The organism is Arthrobacter sp. SRS-W-1-2016 (assembly GCF_002009585.1).
In the GTDB taxonomy this organism is placed as follows: Bacteria; Actinomycetota; Actinomycetes; order Actinomycetales; family Micrococcaceae; genus Arthrobacter; species Arthrobacter bambusae_A.
Genome location: NZ_MTPV01000010.1, coordinates 54,746 through 70,397 on the forward strand (window position 1 = coordinate 54,746; position 15,652 = coordinate 70,397).

General features: G+C 65.2%; 12 protein-coding genes. 5 read left to right on the plus strand and 7 right to left on the minus strand.

The genetic code is table 11. The features are described from left to right. The first annotated feature begins 5 nt into the window (after window positions 1–5). Window positions 6–998: a M56 family metallopeptidase gene (locus BMF89_RS02625; protein ID WP_078105521.1), complete on the plus strand. Its 993-nt coding sequence runs from the start codon at window positions 6–8 to the stop codon at window positions 996–998. Between the two features lie 32 nt (window positions 999–1,030). Here BMF89_RS02625 and BMF89_RS02630 read toward each other — a convergent pair whose 3' ends face one another. Further along, entirely contained in the window at window positions 1,031–3,139 is a 2,109-nt protein-coding gene (locus BMF89_RS02630) for a DNA topoisomerase IV subunit B (protein ID WP_078105522.1), read from the minus strand. 222 nt (window positions 3,140–3,361) lie between these two features. Between BMF89_RS02630 and BMF89_RS02635 the strand changes: the two genes are divergently transcribed. Continuing rightward, window positions 3,362–3,583 carry a hypothetical protein gene (locus tag BMF89_RS02635; protein WP_078105523.1) on the plus strand — a complete coding sequence of 74 codons (222 nt, stop codon included), beginning with the start codon at window positions 3,362–3,364 and terminating at the stop codon, window positions 3,581–3,583. 105 nt (window positions 3,584–3,688) lie between these two features. Here the strand turns inward: BMF89_RS02635 and BMF89_RS02640 are convergent, their stop codons facing one another. Then, window positions 3,689–4,339: an FMN-binding negative transcriptional regulator gene (locus tag BMF89_RS02640; RefSeq protein WP_078105524.1), complete on the minus strand. Its 651-nt coding sequence runs from the start codon at window positions 4,337–4,339 to the stop codon at window positions 3,689–3,691. A gap of 47 nt (window positions 4,340–4,386) precedes the next feature. After that, complete coding sequence (locus BMF89_RS02645; RefSeq protein ID WP_078105525.1) at window positions 4,387–5,325, minus strand: DMT family transporter; 939 nt, start codon at window positions 5,323–5,325, stop codon at window positions 4,387–4,389. Between BMF89_RS02645 and BMF89_RS02650 the strand changes: the two genes are divergently transcribed. Beyond that, on the plus strand, window positions 5,324–6,736 hold the full coding sequence (locus BMF89_RS02650) for a PLP-dependent aminotransferase family protein (RefSeq protein ID WP_078105526.1): 1,413 nt from the start codon (window positions 5,324–5,326) through the stop codon (window positions 6,734–6,736). The genes BMF89_RS02645 and BMF89_RS02650 overlap by 2 nt on opposite strands. 79 nt (window positions 6,737–6,815) lie before the next feature. Here BMF89_RS02650 and BMF89_RS02655 read toward each other — a convergent pair whose 3' ends face one another. The 4 genes from BMF89_RS02655 to BMF89_RS02670 all read right to left on the minus strand — a co-directional run bounded on the left by BMF89_RS02655 (window position 6,816) and on the right by BMF89_RS02670 (window position 12,073). Further along, window positions 6,816–8,111: an RNA polymerase sigma factor gene (locus BMF89_RS02655; protein WP_078105527.1), complete on the minus strand. Its 1,296-nt coding sequence runs from the start codon at window positions 8,109–8,111 to the stop codon at window positions 6,816–6,818. A 310-nt stretch (window positions 8,112–8,421) separates the two neighbouring features. Beyond that, the gene (locus tag BMF89_RS02660) at window positions 8,422–9,639 is read right to left on the minus strand and encodes a DUF4192 domain-containing protein (RefSeq protein WP_078105528.1); all 1,218 of its coding nucleotides are present in this window, start codon (window positions 9,637–9,639) and stop codon (window positions 8,422–8,424) included. Between the two features lie 101 nt (window positions 9,640–9,740). Continuing rightward, window positions 9,741–11,099, minus strand: coding sequence for an MFS transporter (locus tag BMF89_RS02665; RefSeq protein WP_078105529.1), 1,359 nt, complete (start codon window positions 11,097–11,099; stop codon window positions 9,741–9,743). 35 nt (window positions 11,100–11,134) lie between these two features. After that, window positions 11,135–12,073, minus strand: coding sequence for a PAC2 family protein (locus BMF89_RS02670; RefSeq protein WP_078105530.1), 939 nt, complete (start codon window positions 12,071–12,073; stop codon window positions 11,135–11,137). Between the two features lie 342 nt (window positions 12,074–12,415). Here BMF89_RS02670 and BMF89_RS02675 point away from each other — a divergent pair, with 342 nt between their 5' ends. Together BMF89_RS02675 and lpdA are read left to right on the plus strand one after the other, a co-directional pair. After that, window positions 12,416–13,933 carry a leucyl aminopeptidase gene (locus BMF89_RS02675; protein WP_078105531.1) on the plus strand — a complete coding sequence of 506 codons (1,518 nt, stop codon included), beginning with the start codon at window positions 12,416–12,418 and terminating at the stop codon, window positions 13,931–13,933. A gap of 235 nt (window positions 13,934–14,168) precedes the next feature. Then, window positions 14,169–15,551 (plus strand): dihydrolipoyl dehydrogenase, encoded by a 1,383-nt coding sequence (gene lpdA / locus BMF89_RS02680; protein ID WP_078105532.1) that lies wholly within the window; start codon window positions 14,169–14,171, stop codon window positions 15,549–15,551. The last annotated feature ends 101 nt before the right edge of the window (window positions 15,552–15,652 follow it).

Below are 15,652 nucleotides of genomic sequence, written 5' to 3' on the forward strand. Positions count from 1 at the left end.
CACCCATGTTCTGGACCTCATATTTTCTGGCGGTCCTTGCTTTGGTGTTGGCCTGGCCGGTTCCCGTCCTCTTGTCGCGCGCCGAATGGCCATCGCGCGCACCCTTCATGGCCATGGTCCTCTGGCAGGCCATCGCACTCGCCGGTGGCCTGTCCATGATCGGTGCCATGCTCGTCTACGGGCTTGAGCCCATCGGCGACAACCTCATCGCAGGCCTGCGCTCCCTGGCTGGCATGGTGCTCCACAACGAGCCCACCACGGCGCTGGGTTTCTGGCACTTGTTCGCCTTGTCCGCCGCGGCGCTGCTGAGCGCCCACCTCGTATTCACCCTGCTGCTCACCTACGTCAAGATCGAACGGCAGCGGCGGAGGCACCGCGAGCTCCTCGCCCTCCTGGCCTCACCGTCCGACGACGGCCCCGGCACCGTGGTCATCAACCACGACTCCCCCGTTGCCTACTGCCTGCCGGGCGGCGCACGGTCGGTGACCGTCCTGTCCGACGGCCTCATGGCTGCCCTCGAGCCGGCCGAGCTCCGGGCCGTCCTCATCCATGAAAACGCCCATCTCTCGCAACGCCACGACCTTCTTCTGTGGGCCTTCGCCGCGTGGCGCCAGGCACTCCCCTGGTTCCCGACTACCCGGCTCGCCCAGGTGGCGGTCAACTCCCTGATCGAAATGCTCGCCGATGACGTGGCCCTGCGCACCGAGAGCAAGGGAACGCTCATCAAGGCGATCGCGATCGTCGCCAGCGGCTCCGCCCGTCCCGTGGAGCAATTCGCGCCACCCGGAACAAGCGGGCAGGACGCCTCCCCCGAAAACAGCTCCTTGAGCGGCACCGGCGGCGCCGACTCACCGCGCACGACGGCGTCGCGCGTCAGCCGCCTGCTCTCACCCAAACCGCCGCTTCCGGCAGCCCAGCGCTCCTTGGTGCTTGCCGCCTCGGCAATGCTGCTCGCGGTGCCGACCGGCCTGCTGATCGTGCCGGGCTTGCTGGGCTGAACAGGTCTGCCGGCCTAGGTAGGCCCGCCGGATCAGGCGTCGATGCGCTCCCGGTCCAGGTCCGCCGCGCCGGCGATGATGAAGTCCTTGCGCGGGGCGACGTCCGATCCCATCAGCAGGTCGAAAGTATCCTCCGCCATCTTGGCGTTCTCGATTCCCACTTTGCGGAGGGTACGGTGGCGCGGATCCATGGTTGTCTCGGCGAGCTGCTCGGCGTCCATCTCGCCCAGGCCCTTGTAGCGCTGGATCGGCTCCTTGTAGCGTTTGCCTTCCTTGGCGAGCCTGGCCAGCAGGACGTGCAGTTCGGCCTCCGAGTACGTGTAGATCATCTCGTTGGCTTTCTGGCCGGCGTTGATGACTTCCACGCGGTGCAGCGGCGGGACGGCCGCGTATACGCGGCCCTCATCGATCATCGGACGCATGTATCGGAAGAACAGGGTGAGCAGCAGCGTACGGATATGCGCGCCGTCGACGTCCGCATCGGTCATGAGGATCACCTTGCCGTAACGCGCAGCGTCGATGTCGAAGCTCCGGCCCGAACCGGCACCCACCACCTGGATGAGGGCTGCGCACTCCGCGTTGGAGAGCATGTCCCCCACCGAGGCTTTCTGCACGTTCAGGATCTTGCCACGGATCGGCAGCAGCGCCTGGAAGTCCGAAGAGCGCGCCAGCTTGGCGGTGCCAAGGGCGGAGTCGCCTTCCACGATGAAGAGCTCGGAGCGTCCGACGTCGTCCGTGCGGCAATCCGCCAGCTTGGTGGGCATCGACGACGTTTCCAGCGCGTTCTTCCGGCGCTGCGTTTCCTTGTGGACACGGGCTGAGATGCGGGATTTCATCTCGCTGACGATCTTCTCGAGCAGCAGCGCGGACTGGGCTTTGTCGTTGCGGTTCGCCGAGGTCAGGCGCCCCGTGATCTCGTCCTCGACCACCTTGGCAACAATGGCCCTGACGGCCGAAGTGCCCAGGATTTCCTTGGTCTGGCCCTCGAATTGCGGCTCCGCCAAGCGGACCGTCAGCACCGCGGTGAGGCCGGCCAGGACGTCGTCCTTCTCGATCTTGTCGTTGCCCGCTTTGAGCTTGCGCGCGTTCGTTTCGACGGCCTTGCGGAACGTCTTCAGGAGTGCCTGCTCGAAGCCTGCCTGGTGCGTGCCGCCCTTGGGCGTGGCGATGATGTTGACGAAGCTCCGCATGGTGGTTTCGTAGCCGATCCCCCAGCGCAGCGCGATGTCCACTTCACAGTCGCGTTCCACTTCGGCGATCTTGCTGTGCCCGTTTTCGTCGAGGACCGGAACGGTCTCCTTGAACTTGCCCGCGCCATGGAGCCGCCAAATATCCGTGACGCCCGAATCCGCGGCGAGGAAGTCGACGAACTCGGAAATGCCGCCGTCGTGGTGGAACACCTCCTGGTGCGGTCCGTTTTCGCCGGGGGTGCCGGGGAGCCGGCGCTCGTCGCGGACAGTGAGCTTGAGTCCCGGAACCAGGAAGGACGTTTGGCGGGCGCGGGCTGCAAGATCCTCGTAGGCGAACTTCGCGTCCGGAGTGAAGATCTGCCGGTCCGCCCAGTAGCGGATGCGGGTGCCGGTGACACCCCGTTTGGCCTTGCCCACGACGTCGAGCACCGAGTTCTCGACGAACGGTTCGAAGACCGACGTCGGGCTCGGCTTCGAGCCGGTGTCCTTGAACCGTCCAGGCTCGCCCCGGCGGAACGACATCTGGTACGTCTTGCTTCCGCGGTCCACCTGCACGTCAAGACGGGCGGAGAGCGCGTTCACCACGGACGCGCCAACGCCGTGCAGGCCGCCGGACGCCGTGTAGGAGCCGCCGCCGAACTTTCCGCCCGCGTGCAGTTTGGTGAAGACCACTTCGACGCCGGTGAGCCCGGTCTTGGGCTCCAGGTCCACCGGGATCCCACGGCCGTCGTCGTGGATTTCCACCGAATTGTCCGCGTGCAGGATGATCTGGATGTCGTGCCCGAAGCCCGCCAGCGCTTCGTCCACCGAGTTGTCAATGATCTCCCACAAGCAGTGCATGAGGCCGCGTGAATCGGTGGAGCCGATGTACATGCCCGGACGCTTGCGGACCGCCTCCAGGCCTTCCAAAACTGAAAGGTGCCGGGCGTTGTATTCAGAACTCGGTGCCACGGGCGGGGCGCTCCTTCGGGGGTGTAACAGAGGCAAAAAACACTCCTCCTAGGCTAGCTGGCCCGGAGCCATGACGAGAGCTGCCACTCCCAATCGTGCTGGACGCCACTTCCCGGTGTTACGCACATGTGATACGCGGACAGCGAACGTGACCCATCCTTGCCATGGTTTTGCTTCGAATGCTGGTTATATGGATACACAGAACTACTAAGGAGGCCGAACATGACAACAGCAGTTGCAGACCGCACACTCAATGCACTCGACCGGTGCGACCGTTGCGGGGCCCAGGCATATGTCCGCGTTGTACTCGAGTCCTCCGGCGGTGAGCTGCTCTTCTGCGGCCACCACGCACGTGCAGTAGAGGCCACGCTGCGGCCGATGACTTCCGACTGGCATGACGAGACCGGCCGCCTTCAGGAGAAGGAACCCGTCCTCGCCGACTAGCCCCGATGGCTGGCCCTGAGAGGCCGCCCGGTGGACATAATTTCACAGAGACAACAGCCCCCTCCGAATGGAGGGGGCTGTTGCGTTAACCGAAGACTCCTCTGCCTAGGCGCGGCCCGCATCCCGGCGTTGTCTTTCCTGCCTCGCCCGGGTGACGTCGGCCGCGATCTCCGTGCGCCCTTGCGCATCAAGCCCGGCCACGACCCCGTCGACGTCCATGTCTGGCCGGTTCTGGCTCAGTTTGGCCTTCGCTTCGATGCGGGTGATGACCAGTTCGACGCCGACAATGGCGCGCAGCTGGCCGGAGATGTACCGCTCCGGCGCGTCGTCGACGGACCACGGCCGCTCGAAACCGGCTTCGTTTAGGTCGGTCAACTGCCTGACATGGTTCGCGAGCCACGTCGCATCATCGTGGACGGCAAGCTTGCCGTAGACGTGCGCAGTGGAGTAGTTCCACGTCGGGACGACGCGTCCATGCTCCTCCTTGGAGGCGTACCAGGATGGCGAGATGTAGGCGTCCGCGCCCTGGATGATGACGAGTGATTCCCCGATCACCGCCTCGGACCATTGCGGATTGGTCCGGGCAAGGTGGCCGTGGAGCGCTCCGTGTTCGCCGATCGAGGGATCGTAGATGAGCGGCAGGAAGGTCGCGAGCAGGCCCTGCGTTGTCACGGTGACAAGGTTCGCCGCGTTCGGCCGCGTCAGGAGCTCGTGGATGACGTCGGGACCGGCGTCGAAATGCGCGGGGATGTACATGGTTCTATTCTTCCTCTCTTGGGACGGGCGATCTGTTCTGTTGGTCTTCAGCGATTCTGTTCCGGCCGCGGATTGAGCCGGACCCGGACGGCGACGCCGGCGCAGACGATGACGGCCAGCCCACCCGCAATCGTCGTCCAGCCCAGGGATTCGCCCAGCAGCAGCCCTGCCCAGCAAATGCTCAGCACCGGCTGGATGAGTTGTACTTGGCTGACTTTGGCCATGGGCCCGATGGCGAGGCCCCGATACCAGGCGAAGAAGCCGAAGAACATGCTGACGACTCCGAGATATGCAAAAGCGGCCCACTGGCCCGGTGAGGCTGACGGCGGCTGCTGGGCCATGGAGAGGGCAGCCAGGCCGGCCATCAACGGCAATGCCAGGACAAGCGCCCAGGATACGGTCTGCCATGCGCCGAGTTCGCGGGCGAGCAAGCCGCCTTCCGCGTAGCCGATGGCCGCAGCAACGACAGCTCCGAGGAGCAGCACATCCGCCCAGTTCAGCTGCCCGAGCCCGCCTGACTGTGCGAAAGCGAAAACAATGGCCGCAACAGCCCCTACGGCTGTCACCAGCCAGAAGACGGCGGGCGGATGCTCGCGTCCGCGGAGTACTGCGGCGGTTGCCGTTGCTGCCGGCAAGAGGGCGATGACGACGGCGCCGTGGCTGGCCGGCGCCGTCGTGAGTGCGAACGAGGTGAGCAAGGGGAATCCGACAACAATCCCGGCGGCGACCACGGCCAGGCGCGCCCATTGCCTGCCTCGAGGAAGCCGCTGCCTGGTGAGCAAGAGGGCGAACGCCGCGAGTATCGCCGCGACGACGGCACGGCCGGAGCCGATGAACAAGGGCGACAGGCCACCAACCGCCACCCGGGTGAAGGGAACAGTGAACGAGAACGCCGCTACTCCCAGGAGGCCCCACCAAAGGCCCATTGCCGGACGGGACAGTACCACTGGACGAATTATCCTAGTAGCGCTACTATTGTCTCTCATGAACAACGATAGCAGTTCAAGGATTGCGATGCGACTGCGGGAATGGATCGCCGGGGCCGCGCCGGGATCCCGGCTGCCGTCCACCCGGTCACTGGTTGCCGACTACCAGGCCAGCCCTGTGACGGTGCAGAAAGCCTTGCAAGCGCTCACGTCACAGGGCTTGATCGAGAGCCGGCCGGGCGTCGGCACCTTCGTGCGGGCGGTCCGGACAGCACGCCCCTCGGATTACGGTTGGCAAACTGCGGCTCTGCGCGCACCGCAAGCGCCTCCGCGCTCAGCCTCCACCACGATGCGGGACACGTCGAACGCAACTATTGCCTTCCACTCCGGATACCCGGACCGGGAACTCCTGCCGGAGCGGCTCGTGCGGGCCGCCCTCGCCCGGGCGTCCCGCGGCGATGCTGCCTTGTCCAGACCACCCGCTGCGGGGCTTCCGGAGTTGCAGTCCTGGTTCGCGCACGAACTCGGCACCGCAACGCCGGCAGGACTCACCCCGCCGACAGCGAGCGACGTCATCGTGCTGCCGGGAAGCCAGGGCGGCCTCAGCTCCATCTTCACTGCCTTGGTCGGCCACGGGCAGCCGCTGCTCATGGAATCCCCGAGCTACTGGGGAGCCATCCTGGCCGCGACCCAGGCCGGAGTCCGCATCGTCCCGGTGCCCAGCGGAGCCGATGGGCCGGACCCCGAAGAATTGGCCAGAGCCTTCGAGGAGACCGGCGCACGGTTGTTCTATGCCCAACCAAACTATGCCAATCCCACCGGGGCACAATGGTCCACCCGGCGGGGCGAAGAGGTCCTGGACGTCGTCCGGCAGTACGGCGCGTTCCTCGTTGAGGACGACTGGGCGCACGATTTCGGCATCACGTCGACGCCGGCGCCCCTCGCCGCACGTGACGACTCCGGCCACGTGGTCTATCTGCGCTCCCTCACGAAGAGCGTTTCACCCGCCATCCGCGTTGCCGCCGTCATCGCGCGAGGCCCTGCCCGCGAACGCATCCTTGCAGACCGCGCGGCCGAGTCGATGTACGTCAGCGGATTGCTGCAGGCCGCGGCACTCGACGTCGTCACCCAACCGGCCTGGCAGACCCATCTGCGCAGCCTCCGCCATCAGCTCCAGTCACGCCGGGACCTGCTTGTCTCAAGCCTGCGCGAGCACGCCCCCCAGGCCCACCTCAGCATCGTCCCCAAGGGAGGACTGAATCTCTGGGCACGGCTTCCCGACGGCACGGACCTCGAGGGCCTGACGCGTGACTGCGAGAGTGCCGGAGTCATGATCGCAGTCGGTAACGAGTGGTTTCCGGCCGAACCGGCGGGACCGTTCATCCGCCTCAACTACGCCGGGCCCAACCCCTCGGCGTTCCCGGAAGGTGCCCGCATCCTCGGCCAAGCACTCGAACGGAACAGTCCCTGAATGCAAGAAGTGGACCCCCGGGAATCCGGGAGTCCACTTCTTGACGGGCCGTGCCGCTTAGGCCAGGGCGTCCGTTGCTTTAGTCAAGGTAGTCGCGCAGAACCTGAGACCGCGAGGGGTGGCGCAGCTTGGACATCGTCTTCGATTCGATCTGACGGATGCGTTCGCGGGTGACTCCGTAGACCTTGCCGATTTCGTCTAAAGTCTTCGGCTGGCCGTCGGTAAGGCCGAATCGCATGGCGACGACCCCTGCTTCACGCTCGGACAAGGTATCGAGCACCGAGTGCAGCTGCTCCTGCAGGAGGGTGAAGCTCACCGCGTCCGCCGGGACGACGGCTTCGGAGTCCTCGATGAGGTCACCGAATTCGGAGTCGCCGTCTTCGCCGAGCGGGGTGTGCAGCGAGATGGGCTCGCGGCCGTACTTCTGGACTTCAACAACCTTCTCGGGAGTCATGTCCAGCTCGAGGGCAAGTTCCTCAGGCGTAGGTTCGCGTCCAAGGTCCTGGAGCATCTGGCGCTGAACGCGTGCAAGCTTGTTAATGACTTCCACCATGTGCACCGGAATGCGGATAGTGCGTGCTTGGTCAGCCATGGCACGGGTGATGGCCTGGCGGATCCACCACGTGGCGTACGTGGAGAATTTGAAGCCCTTGGTGTAGTCGAACTTCTCCACTGCGCGGATCAGGCCCAGGTTGCCCTCCTGGATGAGGTCCAGGAACAGCATGCCGCGGCCGGTGTAGCGCTTGGCCAGGGAGACCACGAGGCGCAGGTTGGCTTCAAGGAGGTGGTTCTTGGCCCTCTTGCCGTCGTGGATGATGAACTCGAGCTCACGCTTGAGCTTCGGGTCCATGGAGCCGTCGTCGGCATTGATCTTCTCTTCGGCGAAGAGGCCGGCTTCAATGCGGAGCGCAAGGTCGACTTCCTGCTCTGCGTTCAGCAGGGCAACCTTGCCGATCTGCTTCAAATAGTCCTTGACGGGGTCGGCCGTGGCACCGGCGGACATGACCTGCTGGACAGGCGCATCGTCGTCGTCGGCATCCGAGTAGACAAAGCCGGAACCGGTCGTCGCTGGCTTCTTGCCCTCTTCGCCTTCTTCGACTTCCTCCGTGAGCTCTGCTTCGTCGGGAACGACGGCGTCAAAATCCTCGGCTTCTTCGGAGTCCTCGTCGGCGCCGGCGGACTTGTTGGCTGCTTCGGCAGCGGCCTTGGCGCCGGGCTTGGGCCCGCGCTTCTTGGGTGCCGGCTTCTCTGCACCTGCAGTCGAAGCATTGGCAGCACGCGTTGCCGCGCGCTTCGCAGCTGTAGCCGCCTTCTTTTCTTCGGCGGACAGTTCGGCCAGGGCGGCGGGTTCCTTCTCGGCGGAAGACGGGGTCACAGAAAACCTTTCTAGCGGCGGTCTGTGGAATCACCATGGGGGCAACACCACTATGACCCTGTCAAGTCCGTGATCAACATCAAGTGCCATCGCCGACTGCAGAGTCTTTAGGTAAAACTCCCGACGGCGCCATAATGTTCCCTAGAGTTCAGGGGACGTTTACGGCACTTGAAACACGGACCCAACCGGGTCTCGGCAACCATTGTCTCACGGTTTTGAGTTCCGGGGGTCGAAACCGGCAACCGTGCAGACAATTACGTCCCTGCGGATTTGCCTCAATGGCGCGCCTGGAGTCCCCTGGGGTTTGGCGTCATGCCGCCGCTCCACCGAACTTCCGCCACGCCGACGACTTGCTTTTGGCCCAGCCGCACACTGTCCCTCGCTTCACCACCTCGGCGAGCAGTTCAGCGAGCCGATAGCCCCGATGTTCGGCGTCCGCCTCCGAAAGGAGCTCGGCCGCGAAGGAGCCGCTCCCCCGGCACCACTGAATCCACCCCCGGATCGTGAGCGTTGCGGCCCGCGCCTCCCCACCACCGTGCCGGGAGAGCATCGCGAGAACCCGGTCCAGGCTCGCCACGCGGCTCCAATCGGGGGTCTCCGGGTAGAGGCCCAAGAGCACGTCTCCATAGCGCAAGGCATTGACATCCGTGGCCTCAGTGGACTTGGCAGCCACCGGTGCCGGGGAGCATAGCCCTTGCGGAATGACGAGGCCATCCCCTTCATCGTCTTCATGCCCAAAGAAGTGAAAGGCCTCGGCACCGTCGCACGCGACGGACTTCCCCGCAGCCGCCAGCACCACCACCGCGTCGCGCCATGCAGGAACCCGCAGGCTCGCCCGGAGGAACGCCGCAGCCTCTCCGTCGAATTCCTCTGGACCGCCGGAATCCAGGACTCCCGTCCACACCTCCAGCATTTCTTCGAATGCCTTCCTGCTCCGCCAGCGGCGCAGCAGCTCCTCAAGCGTGGCGGCTTCCGCGCGCATGAACTCCGGATCACGGACAGGCTGGTCCCCAGGGCCCAACAGCCCGGGCGATTCCCTGACGCTGCTCCCCCTGAACACCATTTCCGCGTTGAGCCGGCTATCCCGGATCTGGTCCACGGGACGCCCGGGAAGAGGACAGCACTCCCGGTCGGCACAGAATGCGCTTCGCCAGAACTCGGAACCAATGAACCAGGCATCCCGCAACGCCAAGCCAGTGCGGGCCAGGACGGGTTCCAGGGCTTCCAGCAGCGGCAGGCCATGCGGCACGGCGCCACCGGCGTCCCAACCCTCGTCGCTGAAGATTGCCAACAGCGCGCCGTCGGCCTCATGGTCCGCTTCCAGATACTCCCCGATCCTCCGTGAGTACTCGGCAAGCACCCGTTCGGATCCCCCAGTCGGAAGGTCGACGCGGAGGGTTGCGCCAAGCGTCTGCCCGCGCAGCGTGATGGCCACGAGGCTCTCCTTCGGCCAGAGCCCCAAAGCGTGCGGAATGAAGCCGAGGATGTCCTCCGGCCGGGAAATGGTCACACGCTTGTCTGCCGTCATGAATCCAGCATCGGCGGCAGGAGTGGGCGCCGGCAGACTTCAATTGCCCTATGTGGACAAAGGTGTCCACGGATGCCTGTGGAGGAACACCGCGGAGCAGGCTATGGCGTCGGGCTCTTCTGCTTCGCGAGCCTTTCGCGGCGCAACTCCACGCGGCGGCGCCGCTGGTTCGCCAACGACACGAGGAGCGGCGGGACGTGTACGCCCTGGGCCGCCATCTGGCGGCGCACCTTGCGACGGGTCATGAGGATCAGGACCGTACCCACCAGGAGGAACAGGAACTGGACGCTCAAGGCGATGCGGAAGGACGCCAGGCCGTACAGCTCCCCGCCCGAGAAACCGCTGGTATGGAGAACGTCGAGGATGACCCCCACCAAGTAGATCGTCAGGAGCGCGGCAACGAACCCGCCCACGTTGACGATGCCCGTGGCAGTGCCGATCCTGTGGGAAGGATTGAAGGTCCGGGCGAAATCAAAGCCGATCATGGACCCGGGTCCACCGATGGCCAGGGCGACCACCAGCAAGGCGAGCAACCAGAGGGGCGCCCTGCCAGGCAGCAACAGGACCGCGGCCCAGGCAAGCGCGATCGCCGCCGTGATCAGGAGGACCATGGCCGAGCGCCGCATCGGGTGCCGGGCCACGAAGGTCCCGAACAACGGCCCCACGAGAATGCTCGTGACGACGAAGAGCCCCATCAAGGCGGACACGGTGGCTGCGTTCAGCCCCTGCGCCGACACCAGGAACGGATAACCCCAGGACATGGCGAAGACGTTTCCGCTGAATTGGACAGTGAAGTGGCACCAGAGGCCCAAGCGTGTCCCCGGCTGCTTCCACGCACGGGCCAAGGTCACTCCTGTGGCACGCAGCCCTTGGCCGCTCTCCCGGGGCGGGTGGCCCGGCGGAACATCCCTGAGCAAGGCCAGCACGAGCACGACGGCGAGCGCGGACAGGGAGCTCAACGCCAGGAATGCCGTATTCCAGCCGGCCGAATGAAGGACCAGGGCGAACGGCACCACGCTAATGAGCTGGCCGAGCTGGCCCGACATTCCCGTCAGCTGGGTGACGAGCGGAACCCTTGCGGGCGCGAACCAGATCGGCACGAGGCGGATCACGGAGACGAAGGTCATCGCATCGCCGGCGCCGACGAGGACCCGGCCAAGCACGCCCGCCGGAACAGCGTCGGCATAAGCCAACTGGAGTTGGCCGAGGCCCATGAGCACGGCACCGCTGGCAATCATGGCGCGCGAGCCGAAGCGGTCAACCAGGAGTCCCACCGGTATCTGGAGGCCTGCGTAGACCAGCAGCTGAAGCACCGTGAAGAAGGAAATGGCGGCTGCGCTGGCATGGAACCGTTCGGTGGCCTCCAGTCCGGACACACCAAAGGATGTGCGCTGGGCGACTGCCACGAGGTAGGCAAGCACCCCGATCGTCCAAATGAGCCAGGCGCGGGGTGCGTTCACCCTTCCATTATGCCCGGGGCGGCATTAAAGCTGCTTTATGGGCGCGCATCTTTACGCGCGAGATACGCCTCAACCGCCGCTCCCAGGTCCTCGGCGTTGGGGAGTTCGTCGTTCTCGTCGGCGAGCAGGGAACGGCGGACCGTGCCCTCCGCCTTGTCGTCATAGCGGGACTCCAGCTTCGAAACCACCTGCTGGACGTCCTCGGATGCTTCCACTTGTTCGGCGATCTGCCTGCCCACTTCCCTGCCGGCTTCGCGAAGGCGGTCCGTCGGCAGCATGAGGGACGTGGCAGCTCCCAGGTATTCGAGTCCCGCAACCGCTGCAGGAGGGTACTCGGCATCCGCGAGGTAGTGCGGCACGTGGATGACGTACCCGGCCACTTGCCGCCCGGCCTCGCTCAGCCGCAATTCCAGGATGTGGCCAATGGCCGAAGGAACCTCGACAGTCGGCTTCCACGTGGAAATGCCTTCGATGAGTTCCGGGCGGTTCCCGTGCACCGTGACGCCGACCGGCCGGGTGTGTGGAACCGGCATGGGAATGGAATGGATCCAGGTCACCAGGTTGACGTCCAGCTTTTCCACGATCCCGACGACGGCGCGCGCGAAACGCTCCCACTGAAGGTCCGGTTCAAAACCGGCGAGCAGCAGGAACGGCTCGCCCAAGCCGTCATTCAGCTTGTAAAGCGCCAGCTGCGGGGCCTTGTAGTCCTCCAGGTGGTCTTCGACGAAGCTGATGTGGGGGCGCCGCGTGCGGTAGTCGATGAGCTGGTCGGCGTCGAACACGGCTACCGTTTCGGCGTCGAGCGTATCCAGCAGTTCCCTGTTGATCTGCTGGACCACGTGGCCGGCATCCGCGAAACCCGTGAAGCCCATCAGCATGTTGAGGCCCCTCGTATCCGGGCTGTGGAAGAGCTCGATGTTGCTCGCGTAGAGCGACTCGGGGTCAAGGAGTGAGCCGGAAATCCGTTCAAACACGGCATGTTCCTTTCGCAGTTTCAAATTCTTGGAGGAGCAGGCGGCTGCTTCTTGGAGGAGCAGGCGGCTGCGCGCCGCAGCAGACGCTTCGGCGGCCGGCCACGCTCCATGTATTGGTATAACACCCCGGAGCGGCCGCGCATTCCTGTCGGCCAATGTGCCGCAACTCTCATTTAATTGCTTTCCCGCGCGGCAGACAGACTACGATCGAGACGTGCCGCCGTGTGCGGACCCAAGCAACCACCGACGTTGTCGCAAGCGGACAACCGACGGGGTACCAGGGCCGGGCGCCTAACATGCAGCCCGGCCAAGCCATGCAGAGAGAGATGAGGACAAATCCTCGTGGTGAAGACTACAGACATCACCCTTGGCACTATTGCCAAGGACCTGAAGAAGTCGCCCAGCGACGCACTCGTGATAGCCGTCGGGCAGGGGGAAGACGGGCCGGTACTGCTCGGCAACCCGCTGGGGGCGAAGGCCGCGGAGACCCTCGCGGCTTCATTGGGCCTCCTCGGCATCACGGGAGCAGCCGATCAGGTACACCGTCTGCCGGGTCTTCCGGAGACCGGTTCGGGCGTCCTCGTCCTGGCAGGTGTCGGCAAGGTCGCCGACCACGCCCTTCTCCCCGAGGAAACCCTGCGCCGGGCTGCAGGATCCGCAGTCCGCCAACTGGCCGGCTTGTCATCCGTCACGCTTGCCCTCCCGACGGCGTCCCTCGCCGACATCGCGGCAGTCGCCGAGGGCGCCGTGCTGGGTTCCTACTCCTACACCGAGCACCGTTCCAGCAAGGACGGCCTCAAGGATCCAGTCGGCAAGGTCCTGATCCACACGGCGTTCGACGGCAAGGACGTCCAGCCCGCGCTCGATCGGGCGTTGCTCGTCGGACGCGCGGTCAACAACACCCGCACCTTGGTGAACGAGCCTCCGAGCCACCTTTACCCGGAGTCCTTTGCCGAAGCTGCCAAGGAACTGTCCAAGGGACTGCCCGTCAAGGTCACCGTTTGGGACGAAAAGCGCCTCGAAAAGGACGGCTTCGGCGGAATCCTGGGCGTCGGAAAGGGTTCGACCCGCCAGCCCCGCCTCGTCAAGGTTGAGTATGCCCCGGCCAAGGCCACCAAGAAGATCGCGCTTGTCGGCAAGGGCATCACCTTTGACACGGGCGGCATTTCCATCAAGCCGGCCCTCGGCATGGGCGACATGAAGAGCGACATGGCGGGCGCCGCCGTCGTACTTAACACTGTCCTTGCCGTCGCGGGACTCGGGTTGCCCGTCAAGGTGACCGCGTGGCTCTGCATCGCGGAGAACATGCCCTCAGGCGCTGCACAGCGCCCGGCGGACGTCCTCACCGTGTACGGCGGCAAGACAGTCGAGGTCCTCAACACCGACGCCGAGGGACGCCTCGTCATGGCGGACGGAATCGTCGCGGCCAGCCTCGAACAGCCCGACGCCATCATCGACGTCGCGACCCTGACGGGCGCCCAGCTGATCGCCCTCGGCAACCGCACCGCCGGTGTCATGGGTTCCGACGCCGTCACGGGCGCCCTCAAGTCCGCGGCAGACCGCGCCGGAGAACTCGTCTGGCCGATGCCGCTGCCGGAAGAACTGCGGGCCAGCCTCGAGTCGCAGGTGGCTGACATCGCCAACATCGGCGAACGCCACGGCGGGATGATGACCGCGGCCGTGTTCCTGCGCGAGTTCGTCGGCAAGGACGCCGAGGGCAAGCAGATCCCCTGGGCACACGTCGACATCGCCGGGCCGTCCTTCAACAACGGCAGCCCCTACGGCTACACGCCCAAGCAAGGCACCGGCTGCACCGTCAGGACGCTGCTCGCCTACGTCGAAGACGTGCTGGCGGCCTAAGCAGATCCCCCAGTGGGGCCGGTTGATGACCGGCCCCACGGCCCGACGTGAGTCTGGCCACAAGCGCCCCACAAAAGCCTCGGCAGGGTGGAGCATGGATAAGTGGTTCGCTAAGGTGAACCACGGTAGTCACAAATGCAAGAGAACTTCGGTGCTGGCATAATCGCGGCAGTACAAGTTCCAAGACCAGATGACGCGTAGTCGCGTGTCATCGCTCACGCGAGGGAGCGTCCTAGTGGCCGATCAGGCAACTGCGCAAGAATTCGACATCCTGGTACTCGGTGGCGGCAGCGGCGGCTACGCCACGGCTCTGCGTGCCGTTCAGCTTGGTTTCACCGTTGGTCTCGTCGAGAAGGGAAAGCTCGGCGGCACCTGCCTGCACAACGGGTGTATCCCCACCAAGGCCCTGCTGCACTCGGCGGAACTGGCCGACCACGCACGGGACTCCGCCAAGTACGGCGTCAACGTCACGTTGGACAGCATCGACATCACGGCCGTGAACGCCTACAAGGACGGAATCGTCGCCGGTAAGTTCAAGGGCCTGCAGGGACTCATCAAGTCCAAGGGCATCACGGTCATCGAAGGCGAAGGAAAGCTGCAGGGCACCGACACCGTCGTCGTAGACGGCACCGCCTACAAGGGCAAGAACATCGTCCTGGCCACGGGTTCCTACTCCCGCTCCTTGCCCGGCCTGGAAATCGGCGGCCGCGTCATCACCTCCGATGAAGCGCTGACCATGGACTACATCCCCAAGAGCGTCATCGTCCTCGGCGGCGGCGTCATCGGCGTCGAATTCGCTTCCGTGTGGAAGTCCTTCGGCGTCGACGTCACGATCGTTGAAGGCCTCCCCTCCCTCGTTCCCAACGAAGACACCGCCATCGTCAAGAACCTTGAGCGCGCCTTCAAGAAGCGCGGCATCAAGTTCAGCACCGGCGTCTTCTTCCAGGGCGTCGAGCAGGACGACAATGGCGTGAAGGTGACGCTGGTGGACGGCCAGACCTTCGAAGCCGATCTCCTCCTGGTTGCCGTTGGCCGTGGCCCCGTCACCGCCAACCTCGGCTACGAAGAAGCAGGCGTCACCATCGACCGCGGCTTCGTCATCACCAACGAACGCCTGCACACCGGCGTTGGCAACGTCTACGCCGTCGGCGACATCGTCCCCGGCGTCCAACTGGCGCACCGCGGGTACCAGCAGGGCATCTTCGTCGCCGAAGAGATCGCCGGCCTCAACCCGGTAGTCGTCGAAGACGTGAACATCCCGAAGGTCACCTACTGCGAGCCTGAAATCGCCACCGTTGGCTACACCGAAAAGGGTGCCAAAGAGAAGTTCGGCGAGGACCAGGTCCAGACCCAGGAATACAACCTGGCAGGCAACGGCAAGAGCTCAATCCTGGGCACGGGCGGCATCGTGAAGGTGGTCCGCCAGAAAGACGGCCCGGTGGTCGGTATCCACATGATCGGTTCCCGCATGGGCGAACAGATCGGCGAAGCACAGCTCATCGTCAACTGGGAAGCACACCCTGAGGACGTGGCCCAGTTCATCCACGCACACCCGACTCAGAACGAGGCCATGGGCGAAGTCCACCTCGCGCTGGCAGGAAAGCCGCTCCACGGCTAAGTCTTTACGCAAGACACCCGGTCCTGGGGGGGGGGGGGGGGGGGGGGGGGGGGGGGGGGGGGGGGGGGGGGGGGGGGGGGGGGGGGGGGGGGGGGGGGGGG